Here is a 24,866-nt window from a genome sequence, read left to right as displayed (position 1 = left end):
AGGAAGTTGAATCTCAATGGTTGAATCCAAGATCCCATCCGTTTTTCCAAATCGTTTTGATTGTATCGTAGTCGGTGCAGGTCACGCAGGTTCCGAAGCCGCTTACATTGCTTCCAAAGGTGGAGCAAGAACTTTGCTGATCACGATGAATTTAGATACGATCGGTCAGATGTCTTGTAATCCTGCGATCGGGGGAATCGCGAAAGGACACATGGTTCGAGAAGTCGACGCGCTCGGTGGAATTATGGGCAAGGTGATCGATCATACTGGAATTCAATTTAAAATGCTCAACACTTCGAAAGGTCCGAGCGTTTGGGCGCCGAGAGCGCAGGCCGAGAAGAAAGAATATCAGCTCAAAGTGAAACATACTTTGGAGGCAGAGAAGAATCTTTCGATTCGTCAAGACACAGTCGAAGAATTGCTAATCGAAAATGATTCTGTGATCGGAGTCAAAACCGGCCGCGGTTTTGAAATTTATACAAACCACTTGATCTTAACTACTGGTACATTCTTATCATCGCTTGTTCATATTGGAACTTATCAAAATGAAAACGGGAGAATGTGCGAGCCGACGGTTAAAGGTTTATCAAAGTCTCTCGCAAAGTACAATTTGAAATTAGGAAGATTGAAAACCGGCACCCCTCCGCGAATTCATAAAAACTCCGTCGACTTAAGCGTGCTTGCGATTCAAGACGGTGATCCAATTCCTTCCCCTTTTTCTTTTGCGACGGATACGATTACGCGAAAACAAATTCCTTGTTATATCACGTACACGAATGCGGAGACTCATAAGATTATTCATGAGAACCTAAGTCTTTCTCCCATGTATTCGGGACAGATTCAGAGTACGGGACCGCGCTATTGTCCTTCAATTGAAGATAAGATCGTAAGATTTGCGGATCGGGAAAGGCATCAGGTGTTTTTGGAACCGGAAGGATACGAGACTGCGGAGATTTATCTCAACGGAGTTTCGACGAGTCTTCCAGAAGAAGTCCAATGGAAACTCGTGCGTTCTTTAAAAGGATTGGAAAACGCAGAGATTCTTAGACCAGGTTATGCAATCGAGTACGATTATGTTGATCCAATGGAATTGAAACCGACCTTAGAAACTAAAAAGATAAAAGGACTTTATCATGCCGGACAGATCAACGGAACCACCGGTTATGAAGAGGCGGCGGCTCAAGGATTGGTAGCGGCTTATAGCGTCTTGAGTTCTTTAAAGAACCAACCTCCCCACTTATTTAAAAGAAGTGAATCTTATATCGGTGTTTTGATCGATGATCTTGTTCATAAAGGAGTGGAAGATCCCTACAGAATGTTTACTTCCCGCGCGGAACATAGACTTCTTTTAAGACAAGACAATGCCGATCATCGGCTTATGAAATACGGATACGAACTTGGGCTCGTAGATCAAGCTTCCTATGATCGGATGAATGAAAAATACGATCGGGTAAATTCCGTTCGAGAAAAGATCTACCAGATTCCGTTGAAACCATCGGAAGAATTTCAAACTCTTTTAGATGAAAAAGGAATCACGAACTACAAGTTCGGTATGAAGTTGGATTCGTTTTTGAAAAGACCTGAGATCAAAATCACCGACGTCGAGTTTATGATTCCGGAAGTTCAGTCATGGTCGGAATTGGATAAGAGTATTCTTGAGATGGAAATTAAGTATGAAGGCTATATCAAAAGAGAACTTGAAACGATTCAGTGGAAGACTAAATATTTGGATCTTAGTATTCCCGAAGATTTGAGTTACGAGTCGATCGCGGGCCTGAAGAAGGAAGCGATTCAGAAATTGAAAACACATCGACCGATGACTCTGGAAAAGGCGGCTCAGATTTCAGGCGTGGATCCAAGCGATATCGATCTACTTCTTTATCATATCAAAGGAAGAAAGAAACAAGAGGCGGAAGCTTCTTAAAGTTTTTTCGAGCTTTTTGTCGTAACTCCGACCCGTTTCACATGAAACGTTTTTAAAAAAGCCCGAGATTTCTCTGGTTTTTTTTATTAAACGTAGAATCAAATTCTATTTAGAGTTAGCCTGAAATCAAGAAAGAGGCATTGTGAAAGTTCAAACAGAGTCTTACATTTCATTCTTTTTGGTTCCTTGAGAGCACTTTGCGTTGATTGAAAGTTATGAGCTTCGGCAGTTTCCGCTTTTGAGAACTCTTATCCGCAAATTGACTGAATCTTGAAAAGAATCTGTCGTAATTCCGAAAACGCCTTCGTGAAAGCCCCGCCCAAATTTCGGGTGGCTGGACGGGTTGTGGAAAAATTTCAGAAACTTTCCTCTATCACAAAATTCTAATTTCACAAATAATAATCCCATGTAGGAACTCCGACAAATCTCTTTTCTTGAGAGGATCTTCGTTAAAGTTCATCGCAGCTTGTGGGCAAGGTTATTTGTTTTGGGAGAATGCTCAGACAGAAGGTTTGCTGTAGAATCGATATCTTCGCGTTCTTTTTTGTAGGAAAACCAATTTGAAGTTTTGCTTTTCGGATTATCTTAGGAGTTCCTACGGTTTCTCAGAAATAGAATCGGAAAATGATACGATGTATCTCGAAATATCGGAAGCCTGAGAAGTTCACTATGAAAATACCTAATAATTTTTGATCGCAAAGCCGAGGCTAAACGACCCGTCAAATTTATCCTTTGCTCTTATCTTCTCCATGATAGGAACCGCTCAGAAAGAGAAATCGAATTCAAGACAAATCGAAATCGATATAAGAAAAGAATCGAAGTTTGCTCTTGGCGAAGTAAAGCCGATCCAGCAAGAATCAACTCGGAGTGCCGACCTTTGTTTTTCTTTCCAGTGAGAAGTTCGTAAAAAAATCGAATCTCTCTTGGTCTGTTTCTATTTTGACTAAGATGAATTTTCTGAGAGGCGTGAGAGAATTCGGCTGTTATCAAAATTGAATAAGAGATCAGACAATAAATGCGATTCGCCACTCTGTTTACAGAAACATTTTTGCAAAATGTAAGAAAGTTATTCTAGTTTGAAGAATTTCATTCCGCTTTTTGCAACTCGTGAATGTATTTTTAAGAATCATTTTGAACTTCGAATTCTTCGTCTGAATTTATAGACCTAAAATTGAAGTCTCTATTTCATCGAAAACGTGGCTAAGGCTTCTGTGCATGAGTTACGATTGGTTGGATCAGATGGAAAGAGAAGATGATTCGCAAAGTGTATCGGATTGTTTTTTACTTTCGAATAGATCTCAAAACAGATGGAGACTTTCATATGAAACCCAAAAGAATTCTAATTTCCAATTCTTCAATCATTGGTTTAGGAAAATCTAAATTCGGCGGTAGTCCTGATCTTCCGCAAGGAACATTATTCCGCAAAATGATTCGAAGAAAAAATTCCTTTCTTGTGCCAACTGAATCTAAAAGAATTTGAGAAAGAGATTTCTCCGACAGGTCGACTGCTTTTTTTCTGACAACGATACGATACAAACGGAATATGGAAGAGTTATTTTTGTGAGTGAGGAAGAATCTTTGGATACGGTAGTCTCGGAAAATATCCATTTCCAGAACAACCAATCTCTTTTAGAGAGATGATTGAAGTAGATAGAAATGACAAAGATGATTTTACGACCATGAAAGCGTCACGATTTGGAGCTGGAGTTTTTATATCGGGAGCGGATCATTCCAAAAAAGATCGGATTTCACTTCTCCAAGTAAAGCGGATGAAATAAGCGACTTGAAAGGAAACGTGGAAAGCCTTTTCCATTTTTTTATCGATCAGAAAGGATCTGATCCAGAAGAATTTTTACAATATTTTTGTGACAAGCCAACGTTGATTTATAGTGGGAGCTTCCGTACATTCAAAAGTTTGCTCCGTAGAGGAGGTTTTAAATTTACGGAAGCCAAGTTTTGAAATGAAAGTCAGGATAAGAAGCTTCATTTCGATCTTGTCAATAGGGCAAAGTGAAAGTTGAGCTTTATAACCGAGCCTTTAATTCGGTTCTTCGATCGGTAAAGGCCTATTTGTAAATAAGCTCGTGAGTCTTGAGAAGTTCCCATTGATTGTTCTGTTTCACGTGAAACGAAAAACTGATTAGCTGGAAATTGGGTCCGTAACTGAGTTGATTTTTCCGCTCTTGCTCACCTTGGACATTGATTCTCGTCAGAAGATTTCCTCTTTCATCATACTCAAACTTCGTCGAAGCGATTTGTTTTTTCTCTTCATTGTAGATATTTTGAATCCAAATTTTAGGATTCTTCTCATCTTTCACCAAAGTAAACGTTTCAATTTCTTTCGAATCCGACCAATTCGTATTTCCGGTTTTCGCAAATTCTTTTTCCCAGGCGGTGACGTTGGATCTTAGCAACGGTTTATTTTCCCGGTCAAAGACTTCGATCAAATCGATTTGTCCTTTGGGATTGTATCGAAACGTTTTTGTTTCAACGAGAAGATTCTCTTTATTGAAGAGTTCTTCTTTTACGACCTTACCTCCTTTGTATTGAAATTGAGTAAAACCATCGGTTTTCCCCTCAGCATTTTGATACGATTCTTTGATGAGTTTCCCGTTTGTATCGTATTCATAGCTTGCGCTGTAAATTATTTTGCCGGCCGGATTCTTAACAACCTCTCGAATCGGACCATTTTGAGCGTTTCCAAAAACGTATTTATCGATGTGCGACCATTTTCCCGGTGTGACCGCAAGGAGAAGCGACGGAAAAAATAAAAATAGAAATATAACTCGGATCATTCTTAACCTCTACCTTTCAATCATCGGAAAAGAATTCAAAAGATTAACCTTCAATTCTGTTTGGTTATACTAAAAAGACGAAGTTTGAACGATTTAATGCCTTGAAAGGAAATCGAGACACGTTATTTTCTTCCGCACTGAGGAGAATTAAAGATGAATTGGAAGAAGATCGGTTTAGGACTTTTGGGGGTCTTGGTTCTTTTTTTACTATATACGATTTTTATTACGGAGAAAGGAATTCATTCCTTATCCCCAAAGACGAAGTTCGAAGAAAGGGACTATGGAAAATTAGCGGAAGAAGCCTCTAAGGATTTGCAGGCTTATCTTAGAATCAAAACAATTCGAGGAAATGAAAAACAAGCGGCTCTGTTTTTAAAAGGACTCTTTGACAAAAGAGGAATTAAAACTACGATCTTTGAAGTTCCGGGTAAAGCGGAGAGAGCAAGCATCATGGCCGAGATCAAAGGGAGTGATCCCGAAGGAGGTTTGATTCTTACAAATCACTTGGACGTTGTGGAAGTGAATGAAAGTGAATGGATCCATCCTCCCTTCTCCGGAATCAGAGTCGGAGATAGAATTTATGGTCGTGGAGCTGTGGACACAAAAGGCCTAGGGATTATGGAGCTCTATGCTTTTTTCTTGATTCACGATTCAAAAATAAAACTCAAAAAGAATCTGATGTATCTAGCAGTATCTGACGAAGAAAGTCGTTCCGAATTTGGAATGCGTTTTTTGATCGCGAACCATCGAGAGATTTTTAAAGGATACGAATATGTTCACAACGAAGGTGGAGTTGGAACCAAGGATGTGGTCCTGAAAGGGAGTAAGATTTTTAACATTCAGCACGCGGAAAAGGGAGCGGTTTGGTTGGATTTGGAAAGCGAGGATATCTCCGGTCACGGAAGTACTCCGCCGGTTCACTACGCGGCGCTCAATCTTATAGATTTCCTTCAAGAAATAAAGAAGATGAATGAAGTTACCATCATCAAAGATGAGACCGCTTCTTTCTTTTATCAAATGGGTGAAGTAAGTCCCTTTCCGAATTCATTTGTCTTGAAAAGATCGAGAAATCCATTGTTAGGAATTATTCTGAAAGGCGTCATTCAGACGAATAAACATTTAAGAGCGATGACGAGTAACTCGGTAAGCATCACAGGCGTTGATACACACTACGCGGGAATCAACGTCATCACTTCAAAAGCAAATGGTAGTATCGATATCAGAATTCTTCCCGGCTTTAATGAGAATGAAGTCTACGAAAAAGTAAAGAAGCTCGGGGAAAAATATAAGATCAAAGTAACGGCGAGACATTTAGAACCGGGAACAACTTCGCCGGTTGATTCTAAGTATTTCAAAATTCTTTCGGGGGTTGTGCAGCAAGTGGTCCCCGGATCCGTGGTCACTCCATTCTTATCTCCGGGAACAACGGATTCTTCTTATCTAAGGGTTGCGGGTTTTAAATGTTACGGATTGATTCCTTCCTTGATGAGTTCGGAAGAGATCGACGGAATTCATGGAAAGAATGAAAGCACAACGATCGAACATCTGAAAACCGGTATTGAAATTCTTCACAAATCGGTAATCGAATTTAACAACGTCGAAGACTGATTTCTTTTTCTTAAGCTTCAAGGTGGGAAAATCCTTCCTTGAAGTTGTTTTCTTTTTTAATCGAAATTCTTTTCGATTCCTTTTGAGTCTGATGTTTAGAATTTTCAGAAAAAGCGACTTTATTCTAAAATTTCTACTCAGAACTTCAAACTTCCATTCACAAAGTAAGGGCAGCCGATTTGAATTTCGCGTTCTGAAGCGCGGGATTGAATCTTGTATAAAAAGAGGCTTTCTTACAAAAAAATAATCGAACGAAAGGACGTAAATTTCTTATCAACGATCTTCATTCAAATCTTTAAAGATCAGCCGGAGTTCCTTTAAAACAAGTAACAATTCTTGTCTCTTCTGCATTGGAAAGTTTTGAAGAATGTTTTCAAAATGATTCGTTATTTTTTTAGGAAGAGTTTTTTCTAAAGAGCGGCCTGTCTTTGTAAGAGTAATGATCGTTGCACGTTTGTCTTCATCGGAGACATCGCTTTTTACTAATTGATTCTGAACCATTCTCGCGACCATTCGGGAAGCGGAAGGCGCGTCTTGTAAAGTGACGTGAATGATTTCTTTTTGAGTAAGTGATTCTTTTTCCCAAAGTGTAGCGAGGACCTGCCATTGCTCCGGGGTTAGGTTATAGTCTCGGAGACAACGCGAGAGTTCTCTTCGAAAAAGCAAAGCGACTCGATGAAGATTGAAGCCGAGTTGTTGATCTAAAATAAGCATTGTAAGATCTTTTTTTATCCACTTGTTCGGTCAAATATATTTGCTCGAACAAATATTGAAGAGGGTTCGACTTCGAGTTGAAGCGAGGTGATGTTTTAGAAAGAATAAATCCTTGGACCAGTTTTAGGTGTGATCGTCTTTGTAAGAGTTTGACGGAATCATAGGAGAAGTTCTCAATCTTTCTTTTAGATCATAGAATCTGTAGAGACAGAGGCGATCCGCATTCTATCGTAGCATCATGCAAGATCCAAAAGAATTTTCCGTTGAATCGATTTTAGAAAGATTGAAAGAAAGATTTCCGAAAGAAGCGGATGAAATTCTTCCTTTGTTTGATTGGGAATTGATTTGTAAGTTTTCTGCATTCTTAAGAGAAAAAAATGAAGCGGGTGGTTTTTTTTCCAAAAGAGATTCGGAAGAAATTCTAGATCGCCACGTTTTAGAATCTCTTTATCACATTTATAAAATTTCAAAAAAAGTCGGATCCTGGAAGGGCATTCAATTGGGAGACGCTGGGACCGGTCCTGGGGTTCCCGGCTTCTTTTTTCGTTGTCTGAAAGATCATCCGATCGTAGTACTGATCGATTCTCAAAAAAGAAAATTAGCTCATACAGAAGAGTTTGTGAATCTGAATCAAATTTCTGATGTGAAGTTTAAGTTTATTCGGACGGAAGAATCAAAGTTAAATCTTAATTATGTCGTATCACGAGGTTTTATTCCTTATCCTTACAGCGCGGAAGCGGTTTGTAATCTTGTGAAGATGGGAGGAACTTATGTCCCATTTTTAGCAAAACATGATATTCCTGCAAAAATAGAAAAAGAAGTTCTTACAAACTCAGGGTTTAAACTCGAATCAATGGAAAATTTTCCTTCTCTTGAATTTTTAGGGATGCGACATATTAAATTCTTGAAAAAGGTTTCTAGCCCGAGGCATGGTTATCCTAGAGCTTGGAAGGATATCAGCAAGGAGAGTAAGGGCGGAAATGGGAAAAATAGTATCCATTAGTAATCAAAAGGGCGGGGTCGGAAAAACGACAACCTCTATCAATCTTGCGGCTAACCTTGCTTCGATCGGAAAGAAAGTTCTGATCATCGATATGGATCCGCAAGGAAATTCGGGTTCCGGCCTTGGATTAGAAATCAATACTCTCGGAAAAACGTCCTACGAACTTCTGCTAGGAGAATCCTCTGCAAACGAATGTATTCATAGAACGAACGTAGACAATCTTCATATCATACCTTCGAACATCAACTTGAGCGGTGCGGAAGCGGATCTTCTTGCCGAAGACGAAAGAGAATATAGATTGAAGAACGCGGTTTCGGAACTTCGCACTGAATACGATTATATTCTCATCGATTGTCCTCCTTCTTTGGGAATTCTAACGATCAATGCGCTCTGCGCTGCCGACAGTGTGATGATCACCCTTCAGACGGAATATTTCGCTTTGGAAGGTCTTACGCAGCTGATGAAAATTATCTCTCTCGTTCAAAAACAATTGAATCCTTCCTTAGAATTGGAAGGAGTTCTTCTTACGATGTTCGATAAAAGGACCAACCTTGCAAATCAGGTTGCGGAAGATGTGAAGTCCTATTTTAAAGATAAAGTTTATACGACGATCATTCCAAGAAATGTAAAATTAAGTGAAGCCCCGTCTTTTGGACAAACCATTATGAGCTACGATCCGGAGGGAGTCGGCGCGCAGAGTTATAGAAGTTTAGCTCTGGAAGTTGCAGGGAAGAATTAAGAATGGCGATCAAACCCAAAGCCCTAGGAAGAGGCCTTGGAAATTTAATTCCGGTCAATGAAAGTAAAACTCCGATGGATTCTTCCTCGGATGGAGCGCTCCGAGAAATTCGTATCAGCGAGATTCGACCAAATCCGGGACAGCCGAGAAAAACTTTTTCAGAAGAATCTCTAAGAGAACTTTCTGAAACGATCAAAGCTCATGGAGTTATTCAGCCGATTGTCGTAAAACAATTGGATGCCGGATATGAAATTATATCCGGTGAAAGACGTTACAGAGCTTGTAAGCTCGCTGGCTTTGTAAAAATCCCCGCGATCGTTAAGAATGTCTCTGAAAATCAATCCATGGAAATGGCCATCATAGAGAACATTCAAAGAGAGGATCTCAATCCGATTGAAGAAGCGATCGCATACAAAACACTTTCCGAAAAATTAAATCTCAAGATTACGGATATCTCGGCAAGGGTTGGGAAGAATCGTTCCACAATTTCAAATTTGATTCGTCTTCTTCAACTTCCGGACGTAGTTCAGGATCTGATTAAGAATGGAAGAATTTCCGAAGGTCACGCAAGACCTCTTCTTTCTTTGGCTGATCGAAAGAAGATCGAACAACTCGCCTTTCAAATTGCAGAGAAAGGTTTAACCGCAAGACAAGTGGAAGAATTAGTTTCCAATCTTACGGATGAAAAACCCGTTACGGAAAAGAAAAAATCCCGCAAAGACGTAAACATCGTCGATTTAGAAAATAAGTTTCGTAAAAAATATTCGATGAAAATCGAGATCGGTCACAACCAAGGATCTGGTAAGGGAAAGATGACGATCGTTTATCCAAACTTAGAAGCGATGGAAAAAATTTTGAATGCGTTGGGTTTGTAAGGTAACAGAAATTTTCTGACAAAGAGCGGGGTGTTGCAAGATTTTAGATGTTATATCATCGTAAAACCCTGCAACCGTAACTTAGAAGTCCTTATCGAATGATAAATCGTTTCTTTTAGAAACTAGGATTTATCTTTTTTATCCTTTTTTCGTTTGAATGCCCATCCAGCTCCGGAAACTGTTTTGATCCCTACGGTCCCCACATTTTGACCTGTGTTGGCATTGAAAAAATTTATCTGTAGATCACCAAAGGATTCAACAATGACCGTGTCGCCGCCCGCGACCTTGGTGATTTTTTTTAATGAATTTGTGATTCTCATTTTTCGATTATTTTCGGCTTGTACGTCGTCCTTCGGTTCGCGAACGATACAAGGGTAATAAAGTGGAGTAAAAGCCCAGATTCCGAGAGTTACCCAGTTGATCGGAACTTGCCAGTAACAATAAGTTTTTTTCCAAGATTCCTCTTCTATATAATCATAAAACCAAAACAAGTGACTATCTTGGTTGTAATCAGAATAAACATGTCCTAAAAGCTCCCATTTTTTCTCATCATATACGAGTGTTTTGCCATCCCAAGAAAAGCCTGGAGGAAACTCGATCACGTAGGCGTTAAGATTTGCAACATCGGAAAGTTTAAGTTTTTCCGCTTCGTGCGTCATTGCAGTCGTATCCACGACCTGACCTTTTTTTTCGAACCTCGCTATGTAATTCAGACTCGCGCAGGCTACGAAAGAGGAATTTAGAAAGAATAAAAAACATAAGATCAAAATTTTCTTAGGTAAATTTTTCTTTTTTAATCCTTCGCATAAAGAATGGAAGTTTGAATCCATTTATATCCTCACTTTTTTGATTAGAAGTTGATTTTAATTTCTATAGTTTATAACAAGCGCTGTCTCGTAGTCTTTCATTAGGAGGGATCTAGATGGATAAAATATATATGCAATTTTATAAATTAATACATTATCGATTCTTAATTTATCAAAATTTAAAAAGCGAGAATGGATAAAAGCTAAAATAGCGGTTTGGAGTGAATGACAAATGTATGGGAATATTCGGCGATAACTGAAGCGGTGCTGTAAAATTCTACTCTAAAATATCCAACAGGAAACCGCGAATATCCGTCAGCGATTTGAGAAGTTTAAATGCTGAATTTCCCTCGTTCATGATCAATTCAGCAAGAATCTGGATCTTTTCGTCGATGATCTTCACAACGTGATAAATTTTCTTGCCTTCCCCTTTCATTCTTCTGGAAAGAGTTTCCACTCTCATGTTCTGATCAATTACGGCTTTGGTGATTGCCTGGACGTGTTTTTGATAGGCTTCTAAGTTTCCAATGGAGGGAAGGTCTAGAAATCGTTTTTCGATTTCCGGCAAATCTCTCCAGAGCGCATTGAGGTCCTTTGTAGATTCCGAACCGGAGGGAACAATTTCTTCTAATATATCAAGGAAGGATGAGGAAGCGGGGGCCTCTATTGTTTCAAGTTCTTGCGCGGAACCGGTACCGTTTAAAGAAGAAAGGCCATTCTTCTTCCCTTTGGAAGTCTGTCTTGTTTCTGATTCTTTGCGTGGAGGTTGATAAGGCGGAATAAATACTTTCAATGTGCAACTGGGTTGATCTTACAATTGCCTTCGAATTGAACTCCTTCTTCCATCACGATTCGAGGAGAAACGATATCCCCTTTCATTCTGCAAGAAGCAAGTAAAGTGACTCTTTCGGTGGCGTAAATATTCCCATTGATTTCACCACCAGCGACAACAATTCGGGCTCTGATATCCGTATCGACGATTCCGGATTTACCGATTAGGACTTTTCCTTCGGTTTTTATCGAACCTCGAAAAATTCCGTCGATTCTTAACAAACCAGATAGTTTAAATTCGCCGCTGAATTCAGCGCCTTCGCCAATGATACTATTTACGATTAGGTGTTCTTCTGTGGTCGCCATTCAGTCCTGAATTTGGTTGAGGAAAGCAAACGGGTTGATCGCTCTTGTACCAACGTGGATTTCATAGTGGAGCATGTAATTGGGAGATGATTCCGTTTTTCCAACAAAGCCGATCACTTCGGTTTTGGAAACTTGTTGTCCTTGTCTGACCTTCAGACGATCCATATTCGAGTAGATCGTTTTCCATCCGTATTTATGCGCCACTTTCACAAAGTAACCGGTGTTTCTTGTATAACCGATTTCGTAAACGGTTCCCGGGGCGGTCGCCATAACTTCGGAACCTGCGAAGGATCCGATATCGACTCCGCTATTGTATTCTTTTCTTCCTGAGATAGGATTGAAGTAAGCGCCGTAAGGATAAAGAACGTAACCTTTCACTGGCCAGATAGACGGAGTTTGTTTTAGAATATTCTTTCTTTTTTTAAGAATCGAAATGATGTCTTGGGTCAATTCGTTGCTGATCTTTAAGTTGTGAACGTCTTCTTTCAATCGAAAGACCGCAGCTCCTTCCGGCAAATCGTTTGTTTGAGAATTGGAAGACTTAGGCTCAATAATGGAAGGAGGTTGTGTGGAAAGTTGTTCCGCCCCGCCGATTCCTTTCGAAACCTTAGCGGGATCTCCACCGAGTCTTACATAAAGTCTCGCCAATCTTCCATAATAGTATTCTACATATTCGTGAAGAGAGTTGATCTCTTCTTTCATTTTTGCGGATTGTCTGATAAAATCTTTGTTTGAAAGATTGAGCTCCGTGAGTTGATGTACGGAACCGCTATGGCTCAATACGTTGATTGAACTTATGATAAGAAGAATAAAAATCGTTCCGATAAAAATGGAAATCGCTCTGTAAGAGATGTGAAAGTTGATGGTTTTTTGTTCCGAGTGCGGAATTACCATCACCGTCAGTCTTTCTCTCCCTTTTCGATTGAGTTCAGAAAGTTTGAGATCGAGTTTAAGTTTATACTCCTGATACTTATAACGGAGTCTATAATAGATAAGTGCAAAAGTTGCTTTGATATCCACGGTTTATGTCCCGAAACTTGGTTTTTAGCGAACTGCTTTCACCTGTCTGAAGTGATCCTAAAAAATCTCTTTTCAGTCAATCGAATTCACAAAAAGTGACTCACTAAAACCGGAATTCTATGGTTTCTATAGCCGACACACATTGCCATCTTGATATCATCCAATCCCAGGGTCTAGAAATCGCGGACAGTCTGAAAAATGCGTCGGAATCCGGTGTAAAGAAGATCGTCCAAATAGGGATCGACCTTGAGAGTTCTATTCGCGCTCGTTCGATAGCGAACGAATATTCAAATGATTTGTTAGAAATCCGTTATTCGATCGGTTGCCATCCGACCGAAACTCACGAGTTTCCGAATAAGGATGAAATTCTCAAATTGATTTATGAGAATTTGGATGATCCTAAACTTTCCGCAATCGGAGAGATCGGTCTTGATTATTATCACACGGACGATACCAAAAAACAGCAGGAGGAAATTTTAGAAATTTTTTTAGAATGTTCCGCTAAGACTAAACTTCCTGTCATTATTCATTCGCGGGACGCGAAGGAAGATACGATTTCCATTCTTAAAAATTTCCGAGATCGAGCTTTTGGTGTGATCCATTGTTTTACATACGATTACCCCACTGCAAAAGCGTTAGTCGACATCGGCTATTATATCTCTTTTTCAGGAATCGTGGCGTTTAAGAATGCGATCGAAATTCAAGAGGCTGCGCAAAAACTCCCTCTCGAATCGATGTTGATCGAAACGGATGCTCCTTTTTTAGCCCCTCCTCCGTTCCGTGGAAAAAGAAACGAACCTTCCTATATGAAGTTTGTTTTGGACAAAATGTTTTCATTGAGACAAGAGTCGAATTCGGAAGTCGAAAATCGACTTTTCGAAAATAGTATCAAATTTATGAATCGAAAGGCGTACCACCACAATGCTTGATCTGCGTTATATCACTGAAAATACGGAAGACCTCAGAAAAATTTTAGAACTTAGAGGTTTTAAAGATATCGGAATTATCGATCAACTTACTTCGATCATTCATAGAAAGCGGGAACTTCAAAGAGAAGTTGATGTTCTGAGGGAAGAAAGAAACAGAGTCAGCAAAGAAGTCGGTAAGATCAAACAAGCGGGCGGCGATATCTCTGAAATTTCCGCGGCGGTAAAACTGGTCGGTGAAAAGATAAAGGATATAGAGATTCGATTCGAGATCGAGGAAACCGCTCTTAACGACCTTAATTTAACTCTTCCTAATATTCTAGATTCTAAAGTCCCCGCTGGAAAATCGGAACACGACAACGTCGTTCAATACGAAGTCGGGACGATTCCAAAATTCTCCTTCTCCCCAAAACCGCATTTTGAAATCGGCGAAGCGTTGAATTGGATCAACTTTGAGAAAGGTGTAAAACTTTCCGGGGCAAGATCTTATACTTACTGGAAAGAGGGCGCAAAGTTAGAAAGGGCGCTCATGAACTTTATGCTCAACGTCCACACAGAAGAACACGGTTACACTGAGGTTTGGGTTCCCGCTATGGTGAATGACGAGTCTATGATGGCGACCGGTCAATACCCTAAATTCAAAGAGGAATTCTATAGAATCGAAAAGGACGAACTCAACCTCATTCCAACGGCCGAAGTTCCTCTTACAAATCTCTATCGAGATGAAATCATACCTGAAGATCAACTACCGATTTCTGTCACGGCTCACACTTCCTGTTTTCGAAGAGAAGCGGGTTCCTATGGAAAGGATACGCGTGGACTCGTCCGAGTGCATCAGTTTCAAAAGGTGGAACTCGTGAAATTCTGCAAACCGGAAGAATCCGAAGAACAACACAAACAAATGCTGGCGCATGCAGAGAATATTCTTAAAAAATTAGAACTGCCTTACAGAGTCATCATTCTTTGCAGCGGGGATATCTCCGCAAATTCTTCCATCACGTACGATATCGAAGTTTGGATGCCCGGTTTAAATCGTTACATGGAAATTTCATCAGTTTCCAACTTTAAAGATTTTCAAGCACGTCGGGGAAAAATCCGTTATAAGTCGAAGGATGGAAAAAATCAGCTCGTACATACGATCAACGGTTCCGGTTTGGCGCTTGGAAGAACCTATGCGGCCATTTTGGAAAATTTTCAAAATCAAGATGGAACGGTTCGAATTCCGGAAGTGTTAAAACGATATCTCTAAGTTTAGAATTTTTACTTTTTAGAAACTTTTAGTCTCAGGTTTTTTTCAAAAGAACGGATAATAATCTTAGGATTCTATCTTTTGGGATTCTCGGAGTTCGTGAATGTTCTTGTTTTCAAAAAAAAGGCTGTTGTGGTTCCTCTTTGTTTTCGCTTTTCTCTCGTTCAATTGGATTCTTCTTTCTCAAGAATCCGTTCGTGCGAAAGGATTTTCGAAAGAAAAACCAGAAAAGTTGAAAGGTGCGATCAATACGAAACTCAACGAGTTCGGTATCAGCCTTACGGACGACGGTGATATTCTTTATTTTTATTCCAAAAGAGAGAATTCAAATTATACGGATCTTTATCGATCTTCCCGCGACGGAGAAAACTGGTCGCAAGGAGAGGAAATCTCCGTTCTCAATTCCAACTACGACGATCAAAGTCCTTTTATAATGAACAAGGAAGAGGGAATTTTATTTTCTTCGAATCGAGACGGTGCGATCGAATTTCAACTTGCGAACGGCAAGATCGGGGTTTCGAGAGATTTGTTTTTTTCAAAACGAAATGGCTCTTCTTGGGTTAAACCCGTTGTACTTCCGGGTTCGGTTAACACGGAAGAAATTGAAGAAAACCCATTTCTGTTTAACAATAAACTTTATTTTACTCGATATCCTTTTGGACAAGTTGCGGAAGCCGACATTTTCGTTTCCCTCTATAAAAATAAACTTTGGGAAAAGGCTTCAAGTCTTCCGGAACCGATTAACAGTCCTTATTCGGAAATAGCTGCAACGATCAGTAAAGACGGTAAAACGATCTATTTTTCTTCAAATCGTCCAGGAGGTTTTGGAGGTTACGATCTTTACAAATCGACATTCCTACCTGATGGAAGTTTTTCAGATCCGATCAATCTAGGACCAGAAATCAACACCGTCGGCGATGAAGCCTTTTATTTAGATACGAACAACCCGGGAAAATTCTACTTTTGCAGGAGGACCGGGAGGGATTACGATATATATTCGAATTCGACAAATCCTTTTCAAGACTTGGAAAAGGGCAAACTTGTTTCTCTGGACAACATTCATTTCGCATTAGGATCTTATGAGATTCTCGAAAGTTCGTTTCCGATCCTAGAAAATCTAAGTTCGTTTCTACATGAAAATCCGGAGGTAAGAATTAAGATTACGGGTCATACGGATTTAAACGGGGAACCTCAAGATAATCTGATTCTAAGCCGAAATCGAGCAAACTCCGTGAAAGAGTATCTGGTAAAGAAAGGAACCGATTCCGCCAGAATCGTCACGGACGGCAAAGGAAGTTCGGAACCGATCGTACCTCAAAAAAATCCGGAGACGGATTTTAAGAATCGAAGAACCGAGTTTCAAATTCTTAGCCCTTAGAATTTCGATTTTTCATGAAAATGCTCTGGAAAAAAACAGGGTTCGATCCATGATATGTTTCATGTTTGAGAAACGAATTCAATGCTTTGTTATACTCTGGCTTTTTCCTTTCGGTCTATTTTCTCAATCTGAATATGCCGGTTCTCGTCTTGAGAAAATTTTTTCCAAAAAAGAACTCGTAGTCGGCGTGAATAAACAGTACGAACCTTTTTACATCGAAAATCCGAAAGACGGTTTTCCAGGGGTTGATGTCGAAGTTGCAAAACTTTATGCCGATTACTTGGGAGTTTCCTTAAAGATCGTTCCTTTGAAAACGTTTCGACAATTTTCCGAAGACATTCGCTCTGGAAAAATCGATCTCGCGTTAGCCGGAATGTCGACCGACCTTAATCGAGGAAAACAAGTCACTTTTTCGGAACCGTATCTTGTGACGACGCCCGCCGGATTGGTGAGTAAAAAAATTCTCCCGCCGGAACCGGAAGGTAACATCGTTACGTCCCGGAGATTTATGAGTCTTGGGGATCTTTCTACTCTAAGCGGTCTCGTGAGCTTCTCGGTGCGATCGAATACTACGAACCATATTTATCTTCAAAAAAAATACGCTAAACTTCCGATCTACAGTTATCTTTCCGACTCGATCGCGGTGGATAATCTTTTGAGCAACAACGTGACTTGTTTTGTAGCGGACAGTTTTTTTATTCTAACTTTGCTTCAAAAAAATCCTTCTTTAAAAGCGAACTATCTCCCGCTTTTAGGAAGTGTTCAGGAAGAATATATCAGCGCCGCGCTGCCGCAGAATGATTTGATTTTTGTCGATAATTTAAACTTCTTTATCAAGGAATTAAAGAGAACCGGTGTTTTGGACGACTTAAGAAGCCGATATTTTAATCAGAATAACTGGGTAAAATGATCTGTGTCTATTGACCTTTTGAAAAGGGCGGCTTGCTTCTATTGCCTCGCGTTTATTCTTATTCCAACTTCTATCTTTTCACAAGAAATCGAAGAAAAAACGAAACTGGATTTTCAAGGAAATTACAGGGTTCGTGGTTTTAACCTCGGAAGAGATATTCTTACGGCACGCCAAACGGCGGCTACTCCCTATGATAAAACGGTTTTCAAATCGGAAGATCAGGCGGCGCAACAAACACTTACTGAAACTGAAGTAGCCGAACGATTAAAAGGGAATCCATCGACTCTCTCTCCTCGAAAGGAAGATATTTCTTACTTCGATACGAGAATGACAGTGAATATGAACTTCAACACTTCGAAGTACTTCGAAGCGCTCTGGGGTGTCCAAGTCGGAGATATAACCTTTGGAGGAAAAGGTTTTGGTCAAAACTCCAACGTCGGACCCGGGCAAGGCGGTGAGGCCGGTTTTTCCGCGCCTGTGAATATTCAAACGACGTTTCTCTATCTCAACTTCAAACTTCCTGAAGATGCATTCAGTCTTCGGGTGGGACAACAGTTATTTTCTTCAGCGAGAGGAAGAGTCGTATTCACCCCCGGAACGGGTGTAACATTAAACAAAGACTTTCGTTTGTGGAATACTACGATCGAAGCGGGTTGGTTTGTCGCGAGGCAAAATGCTCAACTTGATCTTGATAAAAATACTTATGCGGATAAGAATTATATAGGGACTAATATTTACTTTTATGAAATTAAAACCAGTCTCCTGAACAACGTAAAGAACGAACTCTATTCCTACTTCTTGGATGATACGATCAATTCCATCGATAAGACTACAAATGTTAAGGGAAACGTAATCGCTTTAGACAGCGAAGTCGGTCAGCTTTTTTGGCACGGATTGATGACGGAAATTAATCTTTCGAATTTCGGTTTTGTGGTTCACGGAATTTATAATCACGGAAAGATACAGGCTTTGGATCCTTATCGTGACGTAGCTGGAAACATTCTATATAATAAATACAGTAAACATAATATTTCCGGCGGAATGATCGATCTTCAGTTTTCGTACCGTTACAGCGAGAATTTGACTTTTAATTTGGTCGGAGTAGGAACGACCGGACGACCCGGTTATGACAAGGACGGATCCAAGGCGAATCTAAGAGGCGGAGGGTTCAAAACTCTTTTACCTGGTTATTCGATTTCGAATATCGCGAACGACTTTACCGGGGGTTACGCACTCTTCTCTGGAAAAGATTCCAGTGGTCTGTATGAATACGGAATCAACGGAGATATCGTTGTGTATGGTCCTCTGCTTCTAACGATAGGTTATTACCGACTTTACGGCACCAAATCTCCTTACATAGAAAACAATCGTTATTTCAATTTTGAGAACGGTTATAAAACGAGCGCCTACTTCGGACAAGAATTCAATGTCAACCTGCGATGGAACGTGTTTCGCGACATGCAGATTTTGATGAGATCGGGTTACTTTATAGCGGGAGACGGTTTGAAGGCTTACTTAGATACAACGCAAGGAAAAGTTCTTAGGGAATTTTTCGTAACTGCAGAACACAGATTCTAAAGTTGTAATCGAGAGCGAATCGCTCTGCCCAATGTATATTGATCAGAAAGTTCTATAGAACCGCCTACGGTGATCCCGTATGCGATTCGAGTTACGTTAACCGATAGAGGTTTCAGCTGACTTGCTAAATAATCCGCCGTCGCATCGCCTTCTAAAGTCGGATTGGTTGCGATCAATACTTCTTTTACTTCTTCGGGCTCGATTCTTTCTATCAATTCTTTGATTCTAAGATCGCGCGGTCCGATACCTTCCAACGGAGATATGACTCCGTTTAGGACGTGATATTTTCCCTGAAACTCTCTCGTGTTTTCGATAAAGAAAATGTCTTCGGGTTGTTCTACAACACAAAAGGTGTGGGAATCGCGTTTTTCAGAAGTGCAGATATCGCAGATCGATGTTTCGGAATAGGATCCGCAACGTTTACAAAATTGAATTTTAATCTTCGTATCGGTAAGTTGATGGATGAATTGATTGAAAAGACCTTGTTCCAATCTTAACAGATGAAAACTGATACGAAAGGCGCTCTTCCTCCCGATACCGGGAAGAGAAGATAAAGCTTCGACCATTTCATCTAAAAGATGATTAGCCAAGATTTCCACCGAACATTTTAGAAATTTCGAAAAAATCTAAACCGCCGGAAGCGGACTGAAATTCGTAAGCGGTGGCTTCCTTTGCTTTTTTAAGAGCGTCGTTTGTCGCTGCCAAGACGAGATCTTCGAGCATCTTATTGTCATCGGCGTCGAACAGTTGCTTGTTGATAAAGACGTTTGTGATCAGCCCTTCTCCAGTAGCGGTGACGGTTACCATTCCCGCGCCTGCATCGCCGGTTACTCGAAGAGCGGAGATACGTTTTTTGACTTCTTCCATTTTCTCACGGAAGGCGCCCATATTCGAAAGGATTTCAGAGAAGTTTTTTATTTTATCAAACATGACGATTAAGAATCCAACTTTGGATATTTACTACGATCTACTTCAGTTCCCAGAAATTTCTTTTTGATCTCCGTGCTCGTATCAAACTTCTGGGGAATGACTCCCGAATTTCCGGTTGGTTTTGGAGGCTCGGGATTTGACAAAGCTTCTTCCGCGTCTCTAAAGTTAGACTCTATCTGAGATTCTAAGGACTGAGAAAGTGACTCAGTTTTTTTTTTTGAGGGTTCTACTTCGGATACATTCTTTTGAACCGAACTTATTTGCATTGGTTCCGGCGCATTATTTTTAGAATTTTGAACCATCAGAATTAGGTGATTGATTCTATCAACCAAACCCGCCAAACTAGGGTAAGTCAATTCCTCGACGAGTTTTTTGATTTGAATTTCGGTAAAAACCTTAATCTCGAAGGAATTCCGAAGACGAATGGTTTTGATCCTTTCATAGAGTTCGAAAAGTTTACCGGAGAGAAAATTCAATTTCGAAGTATCGACCGATTCGAAGTCGGATTTCATTTTTATCAAATCTTCTTTTGGAAAATTGACGGACTCGGGATCCGCAAGAGAGTCTCGAATCAAATTTAGAGTATGAGTGAATTCTATAGAATCCCAGAGAAACTTGTAGATGTCCTGCCCTTCTTGATAAAGAGTTTCTAAAATTTCCAAAGCGCGGCTATGATTGTCCGGATCGATTAAACTTTTGATAAACGAAGTTAAAAATTCTATTCCGTGATATCCGATCATCTTTCGGATCGCGACGCCGATCAATTTTGAATCCGTAAATACGATCGCTTGTTCCATAAAGGAAAGCATATCTCTTACGGAGCCGTCTCCTTTTTTCGCGATCCAGAAAAGACCTTCCTGGTCATACTGAACGTTTTCTATTTTGCACAGTTTTTCAGAGTAGTCCTGTAGTACGGAAAGAGGAACTTTTTTGAAAATGAAGTCCTGACAACGAGAAAGGATCGTTTCAGGAATTTTATGAAACTCAGTCGTCGCAAGAACGAAAACGATATGCGAAGGCGGTTCTTCCAAAGTTTTGAGAAGCGCATTGAAAGACTGGTCCGTGAGCATGTGGACCTCGTCTATAATATAAACCTTATATTTGCCGCCCATAGGAGCGAACTTTACGTTGTCTCTGAGCTCTCGAATGTTTTCGATTCCACGATTGCTTGCCGCGTCGATTTCAAGTACGTCGCTCGAAATTCCGCGAGTGATTTCAGTACAAGAGCTGCATTCATTGCAGGGTTCGTTTTCGATCGGGTTTTGACAGTTGAGGCGTTTGGCGAGAATTCTCGCGATCGTCGTCTTACCAACGCCGCGAGGGCCGAAGAATATGTAAGCGTGACCGATTTTTCCGGATTTAAGGGCGTTTTGCAGAGCGCCTATGGCGAGATCTTGGTGGATTACATCCCGGAATTTTTGCGGGCGATATTTCCGAGAAAGGACTTCGTGAGTTCCTGCCATAAAATGGAGTCGGAGAAGCCGGGATTCGAACCCGGGGTGCTTTTGGCACACATGCTTTCCAAGCATGCACAATAGACCACTCTGACACTTCTCCTATAGCATTCAGGAATTCTGTCGAGAGGCTGTACGTCAATTGAATTTCTTTCTCCTGGCTTTGAAAAACGATTTGAATGCTTCTTTCGACAAATTCGCGGGAATACAAATCAACTCAGGGAAAAAATTGCGAGAGTAGATCGTTTCAATGCTTAACGAGGAAATTCCTTCTCCTTGTTTTGCGGGAAGAAGATATACAACTGTTGGAATTCTTGAAAGAAGAATTGTCCCGGCACACATCAAACAAGGTTCTAAGGAAGTGATGAGCAAACAATCTGTAAGATATCGAGTTCCGATTCTTTCTTTTGCTTCTCTTAAACAAAGAATTTCACTATGATAGGATGAATCCGAATTCTTTTCAACTTCGTTTGATGACTCGGCTATCAATTTCTCTTTTTGGTAGATTCTCGTAAGGCTCGGGATTTCCTTTCCTTCGTTCGAAATGAGACTTTTCATCCGATCCAGAAAATCGGGAAGAATCTTATGATTTAGGAAAGTATCCATCGAGTTACTCTACAAATTCTTCTTGATAAGACCTTCGGTAAATGGTTTTTTCAACGGAATGATTCTCTCCGCGAAGTTTTTACATAACGCAGTCTCGGAAAACAGAAACAATTCGGTATTGATCCGGCTGAATTCTCCGACGGGTGCAGCTAATCCCGATCGAAGACCGATCGTTTTAGGTTTGGCGATCGATAGAAGTTGGTCTATGAAAGGGGAAAAATTGGAAGCTGTCATTCAATCCGCTTCCTCCCTTGTCAACTGGCTGACTCGAAGGGATTTTCTTTCGGTAATCGCCTATGCGGAAGACATCCACGTAATACAGCCAATCGTTCAGCTTGTCGAAAAATCTTCCATCATCAATCGGATTCATACGATTCAACCGGGAACTTCCACAAATCTCTCCGGTGGTTGGTTACACACTCTGAGAGGGCTGGAATTATTTTCTGATTCTACCGTTTACAAAAGAGCGATTCTACTTACGGATGGAAATCCGACGCAGGGAATCACGGATCCCTTGGATTTGATTCAGATTGCGGGCGATCATTATAAGAAAGGAATCTCGACCACCGTTATAGGCTTTGGCGACGACTTCAATGAAATTCTTTTGAAAGACATTGCCGATGCGGGCGGTGGGAATTTTTATTACATCGAAAGTCCGGAAGCGACCGGCGATATTTTCTTCCGAGAATTCGGTGACATCGGTTCCTTATACGCACAATCGATTGAAACAAAGATTAATTTCGGCAAAGACGTCGAATTTTTAGAATTGTTAAGCGACATCCCCTACTATATCGAATTGGATCCGGATCAATCCAGCAGGATCAAAACGATCGTCATTCAATGTGGGGATATGCGGGCTGACGACATTCGTAATATCGTTCTGAAAGTAAAGACACATCCGGAAAATCTTATACACAATTTAGAGAAAGAATCCGGTGTTTTTATAACGAGTACATTCTATAATCTCTCGGATAAAATGAAGTTGGAAACGACGGAGTTCCGGTTGAATCCGGACTGGAAGTCGAACTCGATAAAGGAAGACGCAGACGTAATTGTAGAATCCATCGTGGCAAAGTCCGGTAAAACTCTTAAAAAAGCAAGTGCGCTGATCAAAGAGGGTTCGCTGGAAGACGCGTTGAAAATATTGAGTTCCTTGATCAAGGATGTCGACAATCAGCTGGATCTTGCTCCGGACGTTATGGGTTCGTTAAAATCTCGCTTAGAGGCATTGGAAGCAAAGATCAAAGAAAACTCCAAAACCGCGGGAAAACATCTTATGGCAGGAGCTTATGATATCCAATATCGTACAATGGATCCGATTTCGGAGGAGGTGGAGTATCACGATCATATCTACGTGTATAAGTCGATCGGTGATATCGATCTTTATAAATGCCCTGAAATAAAATCGAACGTTCAGGATAAAATGCTGGAAGGATATCGTTTTGTTATCATCAACTTAAAAGCGTCTTCTTATATCGATTCTTCCGCGATAGGCACTCTCATTCAGATATCTGGTTGGTTAAAAAGAAGGGGCGGAGAATTGATCGTTTCCGATCTCAGAGATTCCGTAAAAAAGGTTTTTTCCATCACTCGATTGGAAAGCCATATCCGTGTCGCGGAAACGGAAGAAGCCGCACGTTCGATTATCAGCGATGTCATTCAAGAAAGGAGTCTCTAAACTACATCGCTTAAAATCTAGTTTCCTTTGACTTCGCTTTCAGCTTCGATCACGGCTTCGCGAATTTCGTCGTAAAGTTCCGGAGGAATTGCAATTCCTTTTTGAGTGGGTTTTTTTTCGCCGTCTTTGTCTGTGTACCAAACTCGAAGGTTGAGATACTTTGTTCCTTTATATTCGGATACTTCTACACGAATGACTTCTCCTCTTCCTTTGTCCACGTCACGGATTACACCCATTTCTGATTCTCCCGGCGAAATTTAGACCAATATAAGTTGATGATAGAAATTCAATCCATTCGTTTTTTCTGATATGAGATTGAATTCAAAAATAAAAAAACCGAAAGAAACATTCGTTTCTTTCGGTTTCTAATTTTAAAAAGTCGGAATCGAATCAATAAGTTTCAACAAACAGTTGTTGGGCGCCCTCAAGGTGATGTTTAAAATCTTCATAAGATCCCGTATCTCCGGCTATTTTTTGAATCTCTTCGATCACACCCTTTTCCATTCCTTTAGGTCCGCCGCAGATATAAAAACGTCCTCCACCACTCAGGATCTTTTTCACTGCGTCCGCTTGTTCGCGTACTCTGTGGGATATATACATTCTTCCGCCATCGAACGGATTTTTTTCTTCTCTTGAAATCGCAGTCACTAGTTTAAAATTTTTAAACTTAGACTCCAAACCTCTGAGGTAATCCATCATCACTAATTCGTCGGAGTAAGGAGCTCCGTAAACAAGAGTGATGTTTCCCGTGAAGTTGACAAGTTTGTGTTCTAATAATTCTTCACTCATCCCGATAAATGGGGCGATTCCGGTTCCGGTTGCAAGAAACATAATGTCTCCGCTGAAATCGGTCGTAGGTAAAAGAAATTTCTTTCCGGAAGGTCCGGTCATAACCACTTCTTCGCCGGGTTTCAAATCGCAGATATAATTGGAACACACCCCTTTGTGTTGAACGTTTCCATTTTCATCATAGACGTTATCTCTTTTGATGATAAATTCGATCGTATCTTCCTTCATGCCGAAAGAATAACTCGGAGAAGCGATCGAGTATAACCTTACGGTATATGCCGCGTCTGCCAGACCTTTCGCTTTTTTCTCCGGATCTTCTCCGGGAGGAATCACTCCGCCGCTTTGTCCGATTACATAAGGGTAAGCGGAATGATCGATTGCGAGGGTGATTCTATGAACCAAAGACTCACCTTCTTTTTTTGGTCTTTTACCTGTTCCAGGTTCCGGGGTCAGTAGAGTATTGCTGATAACCTTAGCCTTGTAAGGGTTCGATTTTTTGAATAGATTGATCTGAGGTTCTCTAATCGGTTTCATGAGCGGTAACAGTTCCTAAAAATGAAGAATTTTTCAAATTTTCCTACATGGTTTTAAGGGAAGGCATTTCGTCAAACGGGATATTTGACAGGATTTCAGAGGCGCTAAATAAATCTTATAAAATGAAATATAGGATTTATTAGGCCGTATTTTTTTTGCGTGACGATTCAGCTCTTTCAAATCTCCGTGTACCAACCAAAATAAAACGAGGGA

The 24,866-nt window shown here is 40.5% G+C and carries 23 protein-coding genes and 1 tRNA gene; 11 read left to right on the top strand and 13 right to left on the bottom strand.

What is annotated here, in order from left to right; translation table 11 throughout:
- Positions 1-16: 16 nt before the first annotated feature.
- A complete protein-coding gene (gene mnmG, locus JWG45_RS06345; protein ID WP_205278912.1) occupies positions 17-1,924 on the top strand; it encodes a tRNA uridine-5-carboxymethylaminomethyl(34) synthesis enzyme MnmG in 1,908 nt (635 codons plus the stop codon).
- A 2,066-nt stretch (positions 1,925-3,990) separates the two neighbouring features.
- Here the strand turns inward: mnmG and JWG45_RS06340 are convergent.
- Positions 3,991-4,719 (bottom strand): hypothetical protein, encoded by a 729-nt coding sequence (locus tag JWG45_RS06340; RefSeq protein WP_205278911.1) that lies wholly within the window; start codon positions 4,717-4,719, stop codon positions 3,991-3,993.
- Between the two features lie 153 nt (positions 4,720-4,872).
- Here JWG45_RS06340 and JWG45_RS06335 point away from each other — a divergent pair, with 153 nt between their 5' ends.
- Positions 4,873-6,327: a M20/M25/M40 family metallo-hydrolase gene (locus JWG45_RS06335; RefSeq protein WP_205278910.1), complete on the top strand. Its 1,455-nt coding sequence runs from the start codon at positions 4,873-4,875 to the stop codon at positions 6,325-6,327.
- Positions 6,328-6,600: 273 nt separating this feature from the next.
- On the opposite strand, the gene JWG45_RS06330 is transcribed toward JWG45_RS06335, so the two are convergent.
- A complete protein-coding gene (locus JWG45_RS06330; protein WP_205278909.1) occupies positions 6,601-7,041 on the bottom strand; it encodes a MarR family winged helix-turn-helix transcriptional regulator in 441 nt (146 codons plus the stop codon).
- A 238-nt stretch (positions 7,042-7,279) separates the two neighbouring features.
- Between JWG45_RS06330 and JWG45_RS06325 the strand changes: the two genes are divergently transcribed.
- Genes JWG45_RS06325 through JWG45_RS06315 form a run of 3 tightly spaced genes read left to right on the top strand, consistent with a single transcriptional unit; the run spans position 7,280 to position 9,658 of the window.
- The gene (locus tag JWG45_RS06325) at positions 7,280-8,044 is read left to right on the top strand and encodes an RsmG family class I SAM-dependent methyltransferase (RefSeq protein ID WP_205278908.1); all 765 of its coding nucleotides are present in this window, start codon (positions 7,280-7,282) and stop codon (positions 8,042-8,044) included.
- The gene (locus tag JWG45_RS06320) at positions 8,022-8,783 is read left to right on the top strand and encodes a ParA family protein (protein WP_205278907.1); all 762 of its coding nucleotides are present in this window, start codon (positions 8,022-8,024) and stop codon (positions 8,781-8,783) included. Before JWG45_RS06325 ends, JWG45_RS06320 begins: the two co-directional genes overlap by 23 nt.
- Before the next feature lie 2 nt (positions 8,784-8,785).
- On the top strand, positions 8,786-9,658 hold the full coding sequence (locus JWG45_RS06315) for a ParB/RepB/Spo0J family partition protein (protein WP_205278906.1): 873 nt from the start codon (positions 8,786-8,788) through the stop codon (positions 9,656-9,658).
- Between the two features lie 122 nt (positions 9,659-9,780).
- On the opposite strand, the gene JWG45_RS06310 is transcribed toward JWG45_RS06315, so the two are convergent.
- From JWG45_RS06310 to JWG45_RS06295, 4 genes are all read right to left on the bottom strand, one after another.
- The gene (locus JWG45_RS06310; protein WP_205278905.1) at positions 9,781-10,488 is read right to left on the bottom strand and encodes a hypothetical protein; all 708 of its coding nucleotides are present in this window, start codon (positions 10,486-10,488) and stop codon (positions 9,781-9,783) included.
- Between the two features lie 253 nt (positions 10,489-10,741).
- Positions 10,742-11,257 (bottom strand): YaaR family protein, encoded by a 516-nt coding sequence (locus tag JWG45_RS06305; protein ID WP_205278904.1) that lies wholly within the window; start codon positions 11,255-11,257, stop codon positions 10,742-10,744.
- Entirely contained in the window at positions 11,254-11,601 is a 348-nt protein-coding gene (locus JWG45_RS06300; protein ID WP_205278903.1) for a bactofilin family protein, read from the bottom strand. Before JWG45_RS06300 ends, JWG45_RS06305 begins: the two co-directional genes overlap by 4 nt.
- A complete protein-coding gene (locus JWG45_RS06295) occupies positions 11,602-12,621 on the bottom strand; it encodes a M23 family metallopeptidase (protein WP_205278902.1) in 1,020 nt (339 codons plus the stop codon).
- 119 nt (positions 12,622-12,740) lie between these two features.
- Here JWG45_RS06295 and JWG45_RS06290 point away from each other — a divergent pair, with 119 nt between their 5' ends.
- The 5 genes from JWG45_RS06290 (at position 12,741) to JWG45_RS06270 (ending at position 18,662) form a co-directional block, all read left to right on the top strand.
- Entirely contained in the window at positions 12,741-13,550 is an 810-nt protein-coding gene (locus JWG45_RS06290; RefSeq protein ID WP_205278901.1) for a TatD family hydrolase, read from the top strand.
- Positions 13,543-14,796 (top strand): serine--tRNA ligase, encoded by a 1,254-nt coding sequence (gene serS / locus JWG45_RS06285; RefSeq protein ID WP_205278900.1) that lies wholly within the window; start codon positions 13,543-13,545, stop codon positions 14,794-14,796. The genes JWG45_RS06290 and serS overlap by 8 nt, the downstream gene beginning before the upstream one ends.
- A gap of 103 nt (positions 14,797-14,899) precedes the next feature.
- Entirely contained in the window at positions 14,900-16,174 is a 1,275-nt protein-coding gene (locus JWG45_RS06280; protein ID WP_205278899.1) for an OmpA family protein, read from the top strand.
- Positions 16,175-16,235: 61 nt separating this feature from the next.
- Complete coding sequence (locus JWG45_RS06275) at positions 16,236-17,084, top strand: substrate-binding periplasmic protein (RefSeq protein WP_205278898.1); 849 nt, start codon at positions 16,236-16,238, stop codon at positions 17,082-17,084.
- 3 nt (positions 17,085-17,087) lie between these two features.
- Positions 17,088-18,662, top strand: coding sequence for a hypothetical protein (locus JWG45_RS06270; protein ID WP_205278897.1), 1,575 nt, complete (start codon positions 17,088-17,090; stop codon positions 18,660-18,662).
- On the opposite strand, the gene recR is transcribed toward JWG45_RS06270, so the two are convergent.
- The 5 genes from recR to JWG45_RS06245 form a co-directional block, all read right to left on the bottom strand.
- The gene (gene recR / locus JWG45_RS06265; protein WP_205278896.1) at positions 18,659-19,252 is read right to left on the bottom strand and encodes a recombination mediator RecR; all 594 of its coding nucleotides are present in this window, start codon (positions 19,250-19,252) and stop codon (positions 18,659-18,661) included. The two genes, JWG45_RS06270 and recR, sit on opposite strands and share 4 nt — an antisense overlap.
- Positions 19,245-19,592, bottom strand: a complete 348-nt coding sequence (locus JWG45_RS06260; protein ID WP_205278895.1) for a YbaB/EbfC family nucleoid-associated protein — start codon at positions 19,590-19,592, stop codon at positions 19,245-19,247. Before JWG45_RS06260 ends, recR begins: the two co-directional genes overlap by 8 nt.
- Positions 19,593-19,597: 5 nt before the next feature.
- Complete coding sequence (gene dnaX, locus JWG45_RS06255) at positions 19,598-21,055, bottom strand: DNA polymerase III subunit gamma/tau (protein ID WP_205278894.1); 1,458 nt, start codon at positions 21,053-21,055, stop codon at positions 19,598-19,600.
- A 10-nt stretch (positions 21,056-21,065) separates the two neighbouring features.
- Positions 21,066-21,149: transfer RNA gene (locus JWG45_RS06250), tRNA-Ser, on the bottom strand.
- 35 nt (positions 21,150-21,184) lie between these two features.
- Positions 21,185-21,652, bottom strand: coding sequence for a nucleoside deaminase (locus tag JWG45_RS06245; protein WP_205278893.1), 468 nt, complete (start codon positions 21,650-21,652; stop codon positions 21,185-21,187).
- A 58-nt stretch (positions 21,653-21,710) separates the two neighbouring features.
- On the opposite strand from JWG45_RS06245, the gene JWG45_RS06240 reads away from it, so the two are divergent.
- Positions 21,711-23,330, top strand: a complete 1,620-nt coding sequence (locus JWG45_RS06240) for an anti-sigma factor antagonist (protein ID WP_205278892.1) — start codon at positions 21,711-21,713, stop codon at positions 23,328-23,330.
- Between the two features lie 17 nt (positions 23,331-23,347).
- On the opposite strand, the gene JWG45_RS06235 is transcribed toward JWG45_RS06240, so the two are convergent.
- Both JWG45_RS06235 and JWG45_RS06230 read right to left on the bottom strand, forming a co-directional pair.
- Positions 23,348-23,566, bottom strand: coding sequence for a transcriptional coactivator p15/PC4 family protein (locus JWG45_RS06235; protein ID WP_100784761.1), 219 nt, complete (start codon positions 23,564-23,566; stop codon positions 23,348-23,350).
- Between the two features lie 154 nt (positions 23,567-23,720).
- Positions 23,721-24,653, bottom strand: a complete 933-nt coding sequence (locus JWG45_RS06230) for a ferredoxin reductase domain-containing protein (RefSeq protein ID WP_205278891.1) — start codon at positions 24,651-24,653, stop codon at positions 23,721-23,723.
- Positions 24,654-24,866: the final 213 nt, after the last annotated feature.

The organism is Leptospira ainlahdjerensis, from assembly GCF_016919175.1.
Lineage (GTDB): Bacteria > Spirochaetota > Leptospiria > Leptospirales > Leptospiraceae > Leptospira > Leptospira ainlahdjerensis.
Note: the sequence above shows the minus strand (reverse complement) of the source record. Positions and strands in the feature narration are given on the sequence as shown.

Coding starts and splice junctions, on each gene's coding strand:
- serS (WP_205278900.1), top strand. CDS start 13,543: ATGCTTGATCTGCGTTATATCACTGAAAATACGGAAGACCTCAGAAAA.
- JWG45_RS06290 (WP_205278901.1), top strand. CDS start 12,741: ATGGTTTCTATAGCCGACACACATTGCCATCTTGATATCATCCAATCC.
- JWG45_RS06330 (WP_205278909.1), bottom strand. CDS start 7,041: ATGCTTATTTTAGATCAACAACTCGGCTTCAATCTTCATCGAGTCGCT.
- JWG45_RS06240 (WP_205278892.1), top strand. CDS start 21,711: ATGATTCTCTCCGCGAAGTTTTTACATAACGCAGTCTCGGAAAACAGA.
- JWG45_RS06315 (WP_205278906.1), top strand. CDS start 8,786: ATGGCGATCAAACCCAAAGCCCTAGGAAGAGGCCTTGGAAATTTAATT.
- JWG45_RS06325 (WP_205278908.1), top strand. CDS start 7,280: ATGCAAGATCCAAAAGAATTTTCCGTTGAATCGATTTTAGAAAGATTG.
- JWG45_RS06245 (WP_205278893.1), bottom strand. CDS start 21,652: ATGGATACTTTCCTAAATCATAAGATTCTTCCCGATTTTCTGGATCGG.
- JWG45_RS06275 (WP_205278898.1), top strand. CDS start 16,236: ATGTTTGAGAAACGAATTCAATGCTTTGTTATACTCTGGCTTTTTCCT.
- JWG45_RS06230 (WP_205278891.1), bottom strand. CDS start 24,653: ATGAAACCGATTAGAGAACCTCAGATCAATCTATTCAAAAAATCGAAC.
- JWG45_RS06300 (WP_205278903.1), bottom strand. CDS start 11,601: ATGGCGACCACAGAAGAACACCTAATCGTAAATAGTATCATTGGCGAA.
- JWG45_RS06320 (WP_205278907.1), top strand. CDS start 8,022: ATGGGAAAAATAGTATCCATTAGTAATCAAAAGGGCGGGGTCGGAAAA.
- JWG45_RS06260 (WP_205278895.1), bottom strand. CDS start 19,592: ATGTTTGATAAAATAAAAAACTTCTCTGAAATCCTTTCGAATATGGGC.
- JWG45_RS06235 (WP_100784761.1), bottom strand. CDS start 23,566: ATGGGTGTAATCCGTGACGTGGACAAAGGAAGAGGAGAAGTCATTCGT.
- mnmG (WP_205278912.1), top strand. CDS start 17: ATGGTTGAATCCAAGATCCCATCCGTTTTTCCAAATCGTTTTGATTGT.
- JWG45_RS06310 (WP_205278905.1), bottom strand. CDS start 10,488: ATGGATTCAAACTTCCATTCTTTATGCGAAGGATTAAAAAAGAAAAAT.
- JWG45_RS06280 (WP_205278899.1), top strand. CDS start 14,900: ATGTTCTTGTTTTCAAAAAAAAGGCTGTTGTGGTTCCTCTTTGTTTTC.
- JWG45_RS06335 (WP_205278910.1), top strand. CDS start 4,873: ATGAATTGGAAGAAGATCGGTTTAGGACTTTTGGGGGTCTTGGTTCTT.
- JWG45_RS06340 (WP_205278911.1), bottom strand. CDS start 4,719: ATGATCCGAGTTATATTTCTATTTTTATTTTTTCCGTCGCTTCTCCTT.
- dnaX (WP_205278894.1), bottom strand. CDS start 21,055: ATGGCAGGAACTCACGAAGTCCTTTCTCGGAAATATCGCCCGCAAAAA.